This is a genomic window from Nocardiopsis sp. NPDC006198, from assembly GCF_040613895.1.
Classification (GTDB): domain Bacteria; phylum Actinomycetota; class Actinomycetes; order Streptosporangiales; family Streptosporangiaceae; genus Nocardiopsis; species Nocardiopsis tropica.
In genome coordinates this window covers 1-13,991 of record NZ_JBEXSY010000081.1, presented here as the reverse complement: position 1 = coordinate 13,991, position 13,991 = coordinate 1, and the positions used below count along the sequence as shown (strand labels likewise).

Annotated in this window: 13 protein-coding genes; 6 read left to right on the top strand and 7 right to left on the bottom strand. The window is 73.6% G+C overall.

Translation table 11 applies throughout. The features are described from left to right. Window positions 1-34: 34 nt before the first annotated feature. The 3 genes from ABZ234_RS30770 to ABZ234_RS30760 all read left to right on the top strand — a co-directional run bounded on the left by ABZ234_RS30770 (window position 35) and on the right by ABZ234_RS30760 (window position 4,146). Window positions 35-853, top strand: coding sequence for an aldo/keto reductase (locus ABZ234_RS30770; RefSeq protein WP_267948491.1), 819 nt, complete (start codon window positions 35-37; stop codon window positions 851-853). Between the two features lie 350 nt (window positions 854-1,203). Beyond that, window positions 1,204-2,088, top strand: coding sequence for an alpha/beta hydrolase (locus ABZ234_RS30765; protein WP_267948492.1), 885 nt, complete (start codon window positions 1,204-1,206; stop codon window positions 2,086-2,088). Window positions 2,089-2,496: 408 nt separating this feature from the next. Next, entirely contained in the window at window positions 2,497-4,146 is a 1,650-nt protein-coding gene (locus ABZ234_RS30760) for a BCCT family transporter (RefSeq protein ID WP_352986039.1), read from the top strand. Between the two features lie 69 nt (window positions 4,147-4,215). Here the strand turns inward: ABZ234_RS30760 and ABZ234_RS30755 are convergent, their stop codons facing one another. Then, on the bottom strand, window positions 4,216-4,803 hold the full coding sequence (locus ABZ234_RS30755) for a TetR/AcrR family transcriptional regulator (RefSeq protein ID WP_355014359.1): 588 nt from the start codon (window positions 4,801-4,803) through the stop codon (window positions 4,216-4,218). A gap of 376 nt (window positions 4,804-5,179) precedes the next feature. On the opposite strand from ABZ234_RS30755, the gene ABZ234_RS30750 reads away from it, so the two are divergent. Continuing rightward, on the top strand, window positions 5,180-6,301 hold the full coding sequence (locus tag ABZ234_RS30750) for a DUF418 domain-containing protein (RefSeq protein WP_355014358.1): 1,122 nt from the start codon (window positions 5,180-5,182) through the stop codon (window positions 6,299-6,301). 67 nt (window positions 6,302-6,368) lie between these two features. After that, window positions 6,369-7,124: a nucleotidyltransferase domain-containing protein gene (locus ABZ234_RS30745; protein WP_355014348.1), complete on the top strand. Its 756-nt coding sequence runs from the start codon at window positions 6,369-6,371 to the stop codon at window positions 7,122-7,124. 184 nt (window positions 7,125-7,308) lie between these two features. On the opposite strand, the gene ABZ234_RS30740 is transcribed toward ABZ234_RS30745, so the two are convergent. Continuing rightward, complete coding sequence (locus ABZ234_RS30740) at window positions 7,309-8,259, bottom strand: GNAT family N-acetyltransferase (protein WP_355014347.1); 951 nt, start codon at window positions 8,257-8,259, stop codon at window positions 7,309-7,311. Between the two features lie 216 nt (window positions 8,260-8,475). Beyond that, window positions 8,476-9,699, bottom strand: coding sequence for a benzoate/H(+) symporter BenE family transporter (locus ABZ234_RS30735; RefSeq protein WP_355014346.1), 1,224 nt, complete (start codon window positions 9,697-9,699; stop codon window positions 8,476-8,478). Window positions 9,700-9,824: 125 nt separating this feature from the next. Here ABZ234_RS30735 and ABZ234_RS30730 point away from each other — a divergent pair, with 125 nt between their 5' ends. Further along, window positions 9,825-10,589 (top strand): class I SAM-dependent methyltransferase, encoded by a 765-nt coding sequence (locus tag ABZ234_RS30730; protein WP_355014345.1) that lies wholly within the window; start codon window positions 9,825-9,827, stop codon window positions 10,587-10,589. Between the two features lie 63 nt (window positions 10,590-10,652). On the opposite strand, the gene ABZ234_RS30725 is transcribed toward ABZ234_RS30730, so the two are convergent. The 4 genes from ABZ234_RS30725 to solA form a co-directional block, all read right to left on the bottom strand. Next, the gene (locus tag ABZ234_RS30725) at window positions 10,653-11,015 is read right to left on the bottom strand and encodes an antibiotic biosynthesis monooxygenase (RefSeq protein WP_330162448.1); all 363 of its coding nucleotides are present in this window, start codon (window positions 11,013-11,015) and stop codon (window positions 10,653-10,655) included. A 125-nt stretch (window positions 11,016-11,140) separates the two neighbouring features. Then, window positions 11,141-11,572, bottom strand: coding sequence for a VOC family protein (locus ABZ234_RS30720; protein ID WP_355014344.1), 432 nt, complete (start codon window positions 11,570-11,572; stop codon window positions 11,141-11,143). A 105-nt stretch (window positions 11,573-11,677) separates the two neighbouring features. Further along, complete coding sequence (locus ABZ234_RS30715) at window positions 11,678-12,484, bottom strand: SDR family oxidoreductase (RefSeq protein ID WP_355014343.1); 807 nt, start codon at window positions 12,482-12,484, stop codon at window positions 11,678-11,680. Between the two features lie 102 nt (window positions 12,485-12,586). Then, window positions 12,587-13,759 (bottom strand): N-methyl-L-tryptophan oxidase, encoded by a 1,173-nt coding sequence (gene solA, locus ABZ234_RS30710; RefSeq protein WP_267948501.1) that lies wholly within the window; start codon window positions 13,757-13,759, stop codon window positions 12,587-12,589. Between the last annotated feature and the right edge of the window lie 232 nt (window positions 13,760-13,991).

Here is a 13,991-nt window from a genome sequence, read left to right as displayed (position 1 = left end):
CACCACGGACCTCCGTGACCACGGAAAGGCTTCCATGCAGTACGTCACGCTGAACAACGGCCTCACGATGCCGCAACTCGGGTTCGGTGTCTGGCAGGTCGCCGACGACGCGGCCCAGGCCGCCGTCGAGACCGCCCTGGAGAGCGGCTACCGCAGCATCGACACGGCCAAGCTGTACGAGAACGAGGCCGGTACGGGCCGTGCGCTCGCGGCGTCGGGCCTCCCCCGGGAGGAGTTGTTCGTCACCACCAAGCTGTGGAACGACGACCAGGGGTACGACAACGCGCTCAAGGCCTTCGACGCCAGCCTCGACCGGCTCGGCCTGGACTACGTCGACCTGTACCTCATCCACTGGCCGGCGCCGGCGAGGGGCGCCTACGTCGAGACCTGGAAGGCCCTGGAGCGCATCCACTCCGAGGGGCGGGCCAAGGCCGTCGGGGTGTCCAACTTCACCGCCGCGACCCTGGACCGCGTCGTGGAGGAGGGAGACGTGGTCCCGGCCGTCAACCAGATCGAGCTGCACCCCTACTTCTCCCAGGAGGCCATGCGGGCGGCCAACGCCCGGCACGGCGTCGTCACCGAGGCGTGGAGCCCCCTGGGCCAGGGCAAGGACCTGCTGCAGGACCCCGTGCTCGGCGCGATCGGCGCCGCGCACGGCAAGTCCGCCGCACAGGCGGTGCTGCGCTGGCACATCCAGAGCGGCAACGTCGTGATCCCCAAGTCCGTGACCCCGTCGCGGATCCGGGAGAACTTCGACGTCTTCGACTTCGAGCTGTCCGGTGACGACATGGACAAGATCGGGTCGCTGAACCGTGACGGCCGGATCGGTCCGGACCCCGACACCCTCGGCTGAGAGCCGTCTCCTCCGGGGCCGTGACCGGGCCCGGGGATGGGATCATCCGACGCTCCCGGGCTGTGGAAACAGCCCGGGAGCGTCTTTCGCGGTACGAAACGGCTGGGGCGTGAAGTAAACGTCTCGCCCTGCGCATGGCCGGAACCGGACGAAACGGTACGCGCGCGCACCACGGCCCACACCCTTCCCAAGGGCCGGTCCGCAAGGGGTATGGACCTGCTGGACGTCTCGGGTCAGGACCTTCGCCGCCCCCGAGTGGCGTGGTGCCGAACAGAGGCGTACAGTCCCTCTGGTGCGCCGGGAAACATACGACGGCGGACACCAGCTCTCCTCTACGCGAAACCAGATCCATGACCGTCGTCCCCCTTCGTGCCGCACGCGTGTACCGCTCGGAGAACGCCGAGCGCTCCGTCCACGCCTGGTGCCACAAAGCCCTGAGCCAGTGGCCCGAACTCGGGCCCCTTCCGCCTGTGGAGACCCGTCTGGGGAGCACGCAGGCCTTTCGCGCCGAAGGCGGTGCCGGCACCCCGGTACTGGTCCTGTCGGGCACCAACTTCAACGCCGCCACCACGGTCCCCGCCGCCCGCGCCCTGTCCGCGGACCGGCCGGTGCTGCTGGTCGACGTCCCCGGACAGCCCGGCCTCAGCTGCAGCCAGCGGGTCGGCGGGACCAGGATCGAGACCTACGGCGCGTGGCTGGACGAGCTCCTGCCCCGGATCACCGACGGGCCCGTCCTGGTGCTGGGACACTCGCGCGGCGCCGCCATCGCGCTCGCCTCGACCCCGTCCCCGCTGGTCGCGGGGATGCTGCTGCTCAACCCCGCGGGGCTCACCGCCGCCGGTGTCAGCTCGGAGTCGATGCGCGCGACGCTGCCCTGGATGATCCACCCCAACGAGCAGACCAGCGGTCGCCTCGTCGAGTTCCTCAGCGGCCCGTCCGCGGAGGAGTGCGCCGAGCGCCGCGCCGAGGCCGAGTGGCTGACCATGGTGGCCCGCTACTGCCGCACGGGCACCACGCCCAACCCGCTCCACGGCGAGCAGTTCCGCGCCTGGGCGGACACGCCGGTCGCCGTGGCGACCGGATCGCACGATCCCTTCTTCTCCCCCGCGCGCCTGCACGGGCCGGCCCGCCGGTTCCTGAACACCGGGGTCCACACGATCGAGGGCGCGGGCCACCTGTCGCTGTACGAGCAGCCCGAGAGGGTGTGCGAGCTGCTGCGCGGGCTCGACGCCTGACCCGCCCCCGTGGCGGCCTCCCGCCGCACACGGGCGCGGCCCCGCCGCCGCGCTCCCGCCGCCCCCCGCGCCGACGCGGCGGGCCGGACGTGTGAGCCGCTTCCGCGTCCCCCGGTTCCGTCCGCCCGTCCTCCGGCGCCGCGCCGCCGAACGGACGGCCCCTCCGCGTGCCTCCGCCGTGCTCCCGGCCGCCCTGCGCGGCGCCGTCCTTTCAGGTTTTTCTGGTGTTTTGATCTAAAAGAGCACAGTGTGGCAGGAATCTTTATTTAAAACGGGATCGGTGTCATTTCCTATGAAATGGACGTGGGTGAATCTGTCTTTCCCGATGCGTATCCTTGCCCGGGGCCGCTCCGAGATCCCCGGTCCCGCCCGCGCGCCGAAAGCACCCGAAACACCAGAGGGCAGTGCATGTCGAAAAAACTGGCACACGTGCTCGGGCTCGACACGAACCCGACGATCTTCTTCACCTCCGCCGCACTGACCGTCGTCTTCGTGGTGTGCGCCATCGTCTTCACCGACACGGTGGACACCGTCTTCGGTGCCGCCTCGCAATGGATCCTGACCCATCTCGGATGGCTCTACATCCTCGGGGTGACGTCCTTTCTCGCCTTTCTCGTGTGGATCGCGTGCAGCCGCTACGGCGGTGTGCGGCTCGGCCCCCCGGGCAGTGCGCCGGAGTACGGCAACCTCGCCTGGTTCTGCATGCTCTTCGCGGCCGGGATCGGCAGCATCCTCATGTTCTGGGGCGTGGCCGAGCCCATCAGCCACTACGCGGACCCGCCTCAGGGGGACGTCGAGCCGGAGTCGGTGGAGGCGGCCAGGCAGGCCATGGGGTTCACGCTGTACCACTTCGGCCTGCACACCTGGACGATCTTCTGCCTGCCGGCGCTGGCCTTCGCCTACTTCGTGTACCGCAAGGGCCTGCCGTTCCGGGTCAGTTCGGTCTTCCACCCGTTCATCGGCGACCGGATCGACGGTCCGCTGGGAAGGACCGTCGACATCGTCGCGGTCCTCGGCACGCTGTTCGGCGTGGCCGTCACCATCGGCCTGGGGACCATGCAGATCAACAGCGGCCTCAACACGCTGTTCGGCATCGAGGAGAGCCGCCTCACGCAGCTTGTCCTGATCGCCGTGGTCACGGCCGTCGCGGTCGCCTCGGTGGCCTCGGGGCTCGACGTCGGGATCAAGTGGCTCTCGCTGCTCAACGTCGTCCTCGCCGTCGCCCTGCTGGTGTTCGTCTTCCTGGCGTCCTCCCCGCTCTACCTGGCGAAGGGCACCATCGAGACCGTCGGCGTGTACCTGGAGCGGCTGGTCCCGCTGTCGTTCTGGAACGACACCTTCGGCAACACCGGCTGGCAGGGCGCCTGGACGGTCTTCTACTGGGCGTGGACCATCACCTGGTCGCCGTTCGTCGGCATCTTCATCGCCCGTATCTCCAAGGGCCGCACCATCCGCGAGTTCGTGCTCGGCGTGCTCGTCCTGCCCACGGCCTTCAGCATCGTGTGGTTCGGCGTCTTCGGCCTGTCGGCCTTCGACATCGAGATGAACCGGGGCGGAGGGCTGGTGCGGGAGGTGGCCGTGGAGCAGGACATACCGGGCGCTCTGTTCGCGTTCCTGGAGCACTTCCCGATGGCCACGTTCGTCTCGGCCGCCTCGATCCTCATCGTGGTCATCTTCTTCACCACGTCCTCGGACTCGGCGTCCCTGGTCGTGGACATGCTGTGCTCGGGCGACGCCGTCACCCCGGTCCGGCAGCGGGTGTTCTGGGGTGTCACCGAGGGCGTGGTCGCCGCGACGGTCCTCACCGCGACGGGCGTGGGCGGCCTGGACGCCCTGCAGCAGACGATCATCGTGTTCGGCCTGCCGTTCTTCGCGATCGGCTTCTTCATGATGGCCGGGCTCGTGCGCTCCCTCCGGGCGGAGGAGGGGGAGGGGGTCCGGCGGGCGCGCGACATCCCGCTCGCCACCCGGGCCCGCCGGATGGCCCGGCGCGACACGAGGGGGGCCGTCCGCGCCAGGGTGCGCCGCGGGGGGACCGGGGCGCGGCGCGGCGGGTGAGCGGATCCGGGCGGGGGTCCCGCCCCGGCGGGCCGGCCGCCGTGCCCCGGGGCCGCGGTCGGCCGGAGCCTACGTCGGGTCGTCGCCCGGCGGCCGCCCGTCGCGCGGGTCCCGGCCGACGGCCGGCAGGATCACCTCGTCCACGATCCGGGCCACGTACTCCTCGTCGGGGAAGGCCTGGTGGTCCATGCCGTACTTGATCATCATGGCCTCGCCGATGTCGACGGTGAGGGGTGTGACCCGTGCGGGGTCGATCCGGCCCCGCCCGGCGTAGTGCTCGAGCACGGTGCGGGTGAAGCGACCGCCGCGCGCGTCGAACACCTCCTCCGTGAACCGCCTGTACAGGTCGGGGTGGTGCCGTGCCTCGGCGACTACGGCGAACATCGCCTGGCCGCGGTTGCCGTCGACCATGACGCCCCGCAGGAGCATGAGGGCGCGGACGAGGTCCCCCCGCAGGTCGTCGGCCCCGGGTGTGGGCACCTCCTGCGGGAGGGTGTGGTACATCGCGTCGATCAGGATGTCGCCGGGGGTGGGCCAGCGCCGGTACAGGGAGGTCTTCGCGGTACCGGCGCGGCGGGCGACGCCCTCCATGGACAGCCGGGAGAGGCCGACCTCGGCGGCCTCGGCGAGGACCGCCTCGTGGATGGCGTCGAGCAGTTCCCTCCCGCGCCTGCGCGTGGCCCGGGGCGCGTCCGGCCGCGTGCGGTCCCGCGCGCCCCCGCCCCCGGAGGGGGCCTCCTCCTGTCCGCCGGGGCGCTCCCCGGCCCGGTCCCGCGCCACGTCGTCCGCCAACCCTGCCTCCCCTGGCCGCTTCCGGCCGGGAATCGGTTTCCCAAACAAGAAACGGTGTCGTATCTTAAAAACGTCGTTGGATACGCCATCGTATCCAATCCCCATCCACCTGGCCCCGCCCTGCCCCCGTGCGGCGTGAACGGAGCTTCCCGTGTCCCTCCCACCTCCCCCCGGAACCCCCGCCTCCGGCGGCGTCCCGCTCAGCCGGCGGTCCCTGGCGCCCGACCTGTCCCGCGGCGTGATGCTGCTGGTGATCGCCATCGTGCACGCCCACATCTTCCAGGAGATGGTCGGCGGCGACCCGCAGGCGCCGGGTGCGGCGTTCGACGCCGCCACCACGGTCTTCGTGATGACGTTCGCCGAGGGGCGCGGCTACCCCATGTTCGCCGCGCTGTTCGGCTACGGGCTCGCCCGGATCCACCTGCGTCGCGTGGCCGAGGGGCAGCCCTGGCCGCGGGTGCGCTCCCTGGTCCGCAGAAGGGGGCGCTGGCTGGTCCTCATCGGGGTCCTGCACACCGTCCTGCTCTTCTTCGGTGACATCATCGCCGTCTACGGGCTCATCGCCCTCATGTTCGCCGGGCTCCTCCACGTCGGCGACCGGAGGCTGCTCGCCCACGGGTTCACCTGGATGGCCCTCGGCACGCTGGTCTACGCCTTCCTCAACACCGTCCCCTCCTTCACCGACCCCGCCGCCGGGGGAGGGGTCCTCACCGGGAGCCCGCTGGCGGACATGGTGACACGGCTGTTCACGTGGCCGGTCATGACCCCGATGCTCCTGATGACGTCGGTGTTCCCGTTCGCCGTGGGGGTGTGGGCGGCCCGCCGCCGCGTCATGGAGGAGCCCGGTCCCCACCTCGGCCTGCTGCGCCGGAGCGCCTTCGCCGGCATCCCCGTCGCCGTTCTGGGGGGACTGCCGTACGGCCTGGCCTCGGCCGGGCTGTGGGAGGCCGCCGGCGCGGCCGAGACCGCTCTCGCCTGGCTGCACCTGCTCACCGGCTACGCGGGCGGCTTCGGCTACGCGGCGCTCATCGCCCTGCTCGCGGTCCGCCTCGGCGACCGGCGGGGCCCGGTGGTCCGGGCGCTGGCGGCCACCGGCCAGCGCTCGATGACGTGCTACCTCCTGCAGTCGGTGGGGTGGACCGTGCTGTTCGCGCCGTACGCGCTCGGCCTGGCGTCGGGTCTCTCCGAGCTCGGCTCGGTCCTGGTCGGCGCGGCCGTCTGGCTGGCCACCGTGGTGATCGCCGACGTCATGCGGCGCACGGGGGCGCGCGGACCCGCAGAACGCCTCCTGCGATGGGGCACCTACCGGGAGCCCCGCTCCGGCGCCGCGACCGTGACGGCGCAGGCGCGCTCCGGCGGCTGAGCACGGCTCGCGTCCGCCGCGGGAAAACCCGTGGAGGCCGCCGGTCGGGGTGCACGATGATGGTCCGATGACCACTTCCGACGACGAGCGCTTCCTCGCCGCCACCGCCGACCGGCTCGCCTCCCTCCCCGACGTGCGGGCCGTCGCCCTCGGAGGCTCCAGGGCCCAGGGCTCCCACCGGCCCGACAGCGACTGGGACCTGGCCCTCTACTACCGGGGCGGGTTCGACCCGCAGGACCTGCGGGACACGGGCTGGCCCGGCGAGGTCTCGGAGCTCGGGGACTGGGGCGGCGGCGTCTTCAACGGCGGAGCCTGGCTGCGGATCGACGGACGGGCCGTGGACGTGCACTACCGCGACCTCGACGTCGTCGAACACGAGCTCGCCGAGGCGGGCGCGGGCCGGTTCCGGGTGGAGCCGCTCATGTTCCACCTGGTCGGCATCCCCAGCTACCTCGTCGTCGCCGAACTCGCGATCGGCCGCGTCCTCGTCGGGGACCTGCCCCGGCCCGACTACCCCGAGGCGCTGCGCCGGTCCGCGCCACCGGTCTGGCGCGGTCTGGCCTCCGCCACCCTGGCCTACGCCGAGCGCAACCACGCGCCCCGCGGCAGGGTCGCCCAGACCGCGGGCCTGGTCGCCCAGGCGGCCTCCCACACGGCGCACGCGGTACTGGCCGGCCGGGGGGAGTGGGTCACCAACGACAAGGAGCTCCTGGCCCGGGCGGGTCTGGAGGAGGTGGACCTCGTGGTGGCGGGGATGACGGCCGACCCCCAGGACCTCGTCGCGGGGGTGGCGGAGGCCGGCCGCATCCTCGCGACGGCCTGAGGCGGGCGCGGGAGCCGGTCGGCGCGTGCTTCCGGCGCGGCTTCTTCGGGACCTTCCACAAGGGTGGCACGGGCCTCCCGACCCTGGACCGCTCGGCCGCCGGTCCGGTCGGCGCCGCCGGGGCCGCCCCCGGTGCGGGCCCCGCACCGGGGACAGGGCGACCTGAGGAGGACGCCGTCCCGGGCTACCTCCAGGTCATGTCGACGACCGCGTTGAGCGTCGTGTACCCCGCCCGGCGGAACGCCGCGGCCATCGGCGTGTTGCCGATGTCCGTCGCCGCCCGGATCCTGTCGACCCCCTGTTCGGCGAGGACACGGGTCCCCTCCGCGAGGATCTCGTCGACGTACCCGTGGCCGCGGTGCTCGGGGAGCACCCCGATGTAGGCGATCACCGGGTGGTAGTCGTTGCGGGCAGGCAGCACGAACCCGACGGGCCCGCCGTCCGGGAGCGTCGCGATCCGCCACCAGCCGCGGGGCGTCGTGTACCGCTCGAACTCCTCCGCGTACTGGTCGGCGGCGATCTGCTCCGCGGACCTGTGCGCGAGATCGCCCCAGTGGTGGGCGTCCAGGGTCCCTTCCAGGACCCGGGCCGTCAGACCGAGCAGCTCCGCGTCGTCCCGCACGGGACGGAACCGGAGGCGGTCGCCCGGGCGCGGCGCGGCGCCCCCGGGGGTCCATTCGAGGCGCAGGCGTTCGACGAGCAGGGATCCGCCCTCGCCTTCGACGGCGGCCATGCGCTCCTCCACGGCACGCCGTTCCGCGGGGTCCTCGCGCCAGGCGGCGGAGACGTAGCGCAGGTACTCCGGCGGGTTCGCCCCCTCCGCCAGGGTGGCCGCGGAGGCCGTGCGCAGCAGGAGTCCGGCGACGCCCACGCGGTCGACGTCCCCGGCGCCGTCGTCCACGTCCAGGATGTCGAGGAGGAGCGGCGCGTCGTCGCCGCCGCGGCACCACCAGGACAGGCGGGCCAGCAGGCGGTCGCCGTCCAGGGCGACCCACATCCACGAGGGCCGGCGCCGTCCGTGGGCGAGGTCGTCGGCGAGTTCGGTGTTCAGCGTGTAAGGGAGCCGGGAGAAGAGGTCCAGCTCACCGGGACCGGTGATCGGTCGGATGGTCAGATCGTTCGTACTGACGGTCAAGGCGACACCTTCGGTGTGTGCGCCCGTCCGCACGGGGTCAGCCGTGGCAGGCTCCCCGGGAGGGCACGGGTGCGGTGGTTGCGGTGAACAACGGCTGTGCCTCCTTCCTGGTCGCGGCCCCGGAGCCGTTCCGGCCGGGACGGGACAGTTCTAGCGGTGGCCGGCGCCGGTGCACAAGCGGTTTTCCGGTCGCCCTCCCCGGCCCCGGCCGCGGGGTCATGCGCCCGGCCTCCGCCCGGGGGAGGCCTCCCCGCCGCGCGCTCCGCGCCGGGAGGCGGTCACCACCAGCGTCAGCACGCCCGCGACCAGGCCCCAGAACGCCGACCCCACCCCGAGCAGCGTGAACCCGGACGCCGTCGCCAGGAACGTCACCACCGCCGCCTCCCGGGACCGTTCGTCCGACAGCGCGGACGCCAGCGACCCCCCGATCGTCCCGAGCAGGCCGATCCCCGCGATCCCCAGGACCAGGGTGGCGGGCAGGGCGGCCAGCAGGGACGCCACCGTCGCCCCGAACACGCCGACGCACAGGTAGAAGACCCCCGCCCACACCCCCGCGAGGTAGCGGCGTTCCGGGTCGGGATGGGCCTGCGGACCGGTGCAGATGGCCGCGGTGATCGCCGCCAGGTTCATCCCGAAGCACCCGAACGGGGCCAGCACCATGTTGGTCGCCCCGGTCCATCCGATCACGGGGGAGACCGGCACCCGGTAGCCGTCGCCGCGCAGGACCGCCACCCCGGGCAGGTTCTGGGACGCCATGGTCACCACGAACAGCGGCACGCCCACGCTCACCAGCACCTGCCACGAGAACTCGGGCACCACGAACACCGGAGCGGCGAGCGCGGGCCGCACCCCGCCCAGGTCCAGGGTCCCCCGTGCGGCGGCGGCCGCCGCGCCCGCGGCCAGGGACAGGATCACGGCGTAGCGCGGCAGCCACCGCCGGGACAGCAGGTACGCCGCGAACATCGCGGCCACCACCGCGAAGTCGTCCTCCATGCTCGTGAAGAGGCCGACCCCGAACTGGAGCAGGACCCCGGCCAGCAGCCCCGCCGCGAGCGGGACGGGGACCCGGTCCATCACCCTCTCGAACCAGCCGGTGACCCCGCTCAGGGTGATCAGGGCGGCCGAGAACAGGAACGCCCCGACGGCCTGCGCCATCGTCACCCCGTCCAGGCCCACCGCCAGCAGCGCCGCGCCCGGCGTGGACCACGCGGTGACCACGGGGGCCCGGTAGCGCAGCGACAGCCCCACACAGGTCACCGCCATGCCCACGCCCAGGGCGAGCATCCACGAGGCGATCTCCCCGGAGGACGCCCCGGCGGCCTCGGCGGCGGTGAACACGATCGCCGCCGAGCTGGTCACCCCGACCAGGACGGCGATCAGGCCGGCGGCGACCGCGGGGACGGGGGCGACGCTTCCGAGGCGGCGGGCGAGGGTTCTCATGGTCGACCATCCTGCCCGGCCGCCGTCCCGGGGCCGCCTCCGGGGCGGGAGGAGGGCGGGGCCCGCCGCCGGGCGGCGACCGAAACCGGGTGGCCGCGGACGGGGCCGCCGGGGACGATGGACCCATGGAACGATCATTCGACGAACTCGTGGCCGAGGCCGAGGCGGAGCCCACGGAGGGCTGGGACTTCTCGTGGCTGGACGGCCGGGCCGCCGAACAGCGCCCCTCCTGGGGCTATCAGCGCACGATGGGGGAGCGCATGGCCTGCGCCTCCGCCGCCCTCGACATCGATACCGGGGGAGGCGAGGTGCTGGCCGGTGTCCCCGAACTCCCCGGGACGGCGGTGGCGACCGAGTCCTGGCCGCCCAACGTCGCCGCGGCCACCCGGCTGCTCCACCCGCGGGGCGTCGCGGTGGTCGCGACCGAGGACGGCCGCCCGCTGCCGTTCGCGGACGGCGCGTTCGACCTGGTGGTCTCCCGGCACCCCGTCGCCACGTGGTGGGAGGAGATCGCCCGCGTGCTCGCCCCCGGCGGCACCTACCTCTCCCAGCAGGTGGGGCCGGAGAGCGTGTTCGAGGTGGTGGAGTTCTTCCTGGGACCGCGCCCGGAGGAGGACCGCCGGTCCCGGCACCCGGACGACGCGCGCGAGGCGGCCAGGGCGGCCGGGCTCGACGTCGTCGACCTGCGCCTGGAACGGCTGCGCACGGAGTTCTTCGACGTCGGCGCGGTCGTCTACTTCCTGCGCAAGGTGATCTGGATGGTGCCGGGGTTCACCGTCGAGGCCTACCGGGAACGGCTCCTGGACATGCACGAGCACATCCGGCGCGAGGGGGCGTTCACGGCGACCACGACCCGCTTCCTCGTCGAGGCCCGCAAGCCCCGGGGCTGAGGCCGCCCGCCGGCGGACCGGCCTCCGCGACCGCGGCCCGGCGCGGAGGGCCGGTCCGGGGACTCAGGCGCCGGCCCTGACGTGCTGGACGACCTCGAACCCCCAGATCTCGCTGCCGGTCGCGGCCGGTCCGCCCTGCCCGTGCCCGTGTCCGGTCGCCTCGCCGCTCCGTCCCGCGTCGGCGGCGGCCTGGGCGTGCCCGTGCTTGAACGCCTGGCCGCCCACCCAGTTCTGGAAGTCCTCCTCGGAGCGCCAACGGGTGTACACCAGGTACTTGTCGGTGCCCTCGACCGGGCGCAGGAGCTGGAACTCCTCGAACCCCGGCTGGTTCTCCACCAGCCCGGCCCGCTTGGCGAAGCGCTCCTCCAGTGTGGCCCCGGCACCCTCGGGGACGGTCAGGACGTTGAACTTGACGACGCTGCTCACGCGGCACCTCTCCACCGTTGACTTCGACCTTCACCGCCCAACCTAGGGCACCCCCCTCCCCGGCGCCGGTCGGCCCCGCGGCAACAGCCGACCGCGTCCCGCCCCCCCCGGACGCCCGGAGCGGGTCAGCCGAGAACCACCCGCCCCGAGGCGTCCACGCTCCACCCCGGGTTGTGCGCGACCTCCCACACCACCCCGTTGGGGTCCCGGACGTGCGCGTGGAAGATGCCCCCGAACTCGCCCCGCCGCGGGCTCTTGAGCACGGTCCCGCCCGCCGCGGCCATCGCGTCCACGGTCCGCCCGACCTCCTCGGGGCCGTCGACGTTGTGCGACAGGGTCACCCCCGACAACCCCGACGTCCCGGGCGGCAGCCCCAGGTCCCGGTCGAACTTCTCCGCGTCGAACAGGCCCAGCACCTGCCCGGGCGCGACCTGGAAGAAGACGATCTCGTCCGGGACGTCCATGAGCGGCTCCCAGCCGAGTCCGTCACGGTAGAAGCGGCGGGCCGCGTCCAGGTCGGGGGTGGCGAGCGTGATGAAGTGGACCTGCTGCCTCATGGCGTGCTCCTCGGATCTCGGTCGCGGGCTCCCCATCCTCGCGGATGCCGGCGCCGCGTCCCGTGCGCCCCGCCCGGTCGCGCTCCGGTACGGCGGGCCGACCGCCTACAGCCCGTGCTTGCGGGCGACCACGGCGAGGACGAGCGAGCGGGGGAAGAGCCTGCGCAGCGCGAACACCACCGGCGCGTTGCTGCCGACCGCGTACAGGGGCCGCGGCGGGTCCGCCTCGATCGCCCGCACGACGGTCCGGGCGACCCGGCCCGCGGAGATCCCGGCCGACTCGTTGGCGTCGAGCGCGGTGAGCATGGTGCGGTACTCGCCCGCGAACGGGGAACCGTCGCGCAGGTACTGGGTCCGCCGCTCGCTGATGCCGGTGTTGATCGACCCCGGTTCCACCGTGGCCACCCCCACCCCGAAAGGGGACACCTCGCGGCGCAGGGCGTCGGCGAACCCCTTGACCGCCGCCTTCGACGCGACGTAGGACGACCGGTACGCCAGGGGGAAGCTCGCCAGCATCGACCCCACCATGACCACCCGGCCGTACCCGCGCCCGCGCATCCCCGGGAGGAGGAGCTGGGTGAGCCGCACGGCCCCGAACACGTTGATCCGGAACAGCCTCTCCACGGCGTCCGGGGGCAACTCCTCGAACGGGCCGCTCTGGCTCTCACCGGCGTTGTTGACCAGCACGTCCACGTCGCCGGCGGCGGAGGCGCACGCCTTGACCGACGCCTCGTCGGCCAGGTCCAGGGCCAGGTACTCCACGCCCGGCACCGGCTCGGCCACCGACCCGGGTCTGCGGCTGGTGCCGTACACGCGGTAGCCGCGCCGGACCAGTGCGGCGGCCACGGCCGCGCCGATACCCGACGACGCGCCGGTGACGAGCGCGGTCCGCTGGACGGTGGGACGGTTCATGGTGGTCCTTCCGGGAGGGGTCGGCGCGCTCGCGCCGCGCGTGTGAGCGATGATCGCACGGCGCACCGCGACCGGCCGGTCCAGCCCTCCCCGGCGCCCGCGTCAGTCCCAGCGGTGCGGGTCGAACAGGCCGATCGGCAGGTCGGTCCGGCCGTCCCCGGCCAGGTCGGCCAGGGCCTCGCCGACGGCGGACGCGAACTTGTAGCCGTGCCCGGAGAAGCCCCCGGCGAGCACCAGCCCGGGAAGCTCCCTGCGGTGGCCGATGACGAAGTGCTCGTCCGACGTCATCGTGTACATGCAGGAGGCCATGCGCTCGGGAAGGGCCTCGACGCCGTGCAGCCCCGAGGTCAGCTCGCCGAGCCTGCGGGCGTCGGCGGGGCCGGGCTCGCGCGGCCCCGCGTCCGGGTCCACCGGCTCACCCCACTGCGCCCCCTCGCGCCTCGGGCCGGGGGCCTCGGCGTGCACGCCGATCTTGACGGTCCGGCCCCCGTCCAGACTGGGGAACCCGTACCAGGTGCAGTCGTCCCCGTCCCGGGCGAACACCGGGCCGGCCACGTGCGCGGCCGGGTCGCCCGTGGTGCGGAACCAGCCCAGCACCCGCCGCTCGACCGTGATCCCCCCGCCCAGGCCGGCCACCTCGGGCACCAGTGAGGGGAGCCACGCGCCGGCGGTGACGACGACCCTCCGGGCGCGGATCACCGTGTCGCCCACCACCACGCGGGGCCGGTCCGGATCCGGTTCGATCCGGGTCGCCACGGCCCCGGTGAGCACCCGTGCCCCCGCCGCCCCGGCGAGCCGGACGGCCGCCAGGATCGACGCCTCGGGCAGGACCACGCCGGCGTCCTCCTCGAACACGCCGACCTCGCCCGTGCGCAGCCGGTGGCCGGGGAAGCGGGTGCGGACCTCGTCGGCGGAGAGCAGCTCGCAGGAGAGTCCGTGGTGCCGGGCCGCGGCCAGCGACCCGGCGACGGCGGCACTGTCCGGCGCGCCGGCCATCAGCGCCCCGGTGCGCAGCACGAGCCGTTCCCCGGACGCCTCCTCCAGCTCCGACCAGGCACGCCAGGCCGCTCGGACGAACGGCACGTACTCGGCGCCCTCCAGGTAGGCGGTGCGGATGATGCGGGACTCCCCGTGGCTGGAACCCCGGTCGTGGCCGGGGGAGAACTGCTCCACCCCGACGGCGTCGACGCCGGACCGGGCCAGGCGCCACAGGGCCTGCGCCCCCATCGCCCCCAGGCCGACCACGACGGTGTCGGTCTCCAGCAGGTTCGCCACGCGGTTCCTCCCCGATCCGGTTCCTGGCCTCCAGGGGAAGGCCCCGGCCCATGATCCCAGGCCGTGGCGGACGCCCGCCCACCCCCTGGGTGGACGGGCGCCCTGTTCGGCGGTCCCCCTCGGCGCGCGCCGGGGGAGAGGGGCGGGGAGGCGTCAGTTCAGCGGCGGGTAGGCGTTGTCCAGCAGCTCCTGGAACTGGGCCGAGAACCAGTGGCCCGAGATCGGGGCGTCG

Coding starts and splice junctions, on each gene's coding strand:
- ABZ234_RS30770 (WP_267948491.1), top strand. CDS start 35: ATGCAGTACGTCACGCTGAACAACGGCCTCACGATGCCGCAACTCGGG.
- ABZ234_RS30765 (WP_267948492.1), top strand. CDS start 1,204: ATGACCGTCGTCCCCCTTCGTGCCGCACGCGTGTACCGCTCGGAGAAC.
- ABZ234_RS30760 (WP_352986039.1), top strand. CDS start 2,497: ATGTCGAAAAAACTGGCACACGTGCTCGGGCTCGACACGAACCCGACG.
- ABZ234_RS30750 (WP_355014358.1), top strand. CDS start 5,180: ATGCTGCTGGTGATCGCCATCGTGCACGCCCACATCTTCCAGGAGATG.
- ABZ234_RS30745 (WP_355014348.1), top strand. CDS start 6,369: ATGACCACTTCCGACGACGAGCGCTTCCTCGCCGCCACCGCCGACCGG.
- ABZ234_RS30735 (WP_355014346.1), bottom strand. CDS start 9,699: ATGAGAACCCTCGCCCGCCGCCTCGGAAGCGTCGCCCCCGTCCCCGCG.
- ABZ234_RS30730 (WP_355014345.1), top strand. CDS start 9,825: ATGGAACGATCATTCGACGAACTCGTGGCCGAGGCCGAGGCGGAGCCC.
- ABZ234_RS30720 (WP_355014344.1), bottom strand. CDS start 11,572: ATGAGGCAGCAGGTCCACTTCATCACGCTCGCCACCCCCGACCTGGAC.
- ABZ234_RS30715 (WP_355014343.1), bottom strand. CDS start 12,484: ATGAACCGTCCCACCGTCCAGCGGACCGCGCTCGTCACCGGCGCGTCG.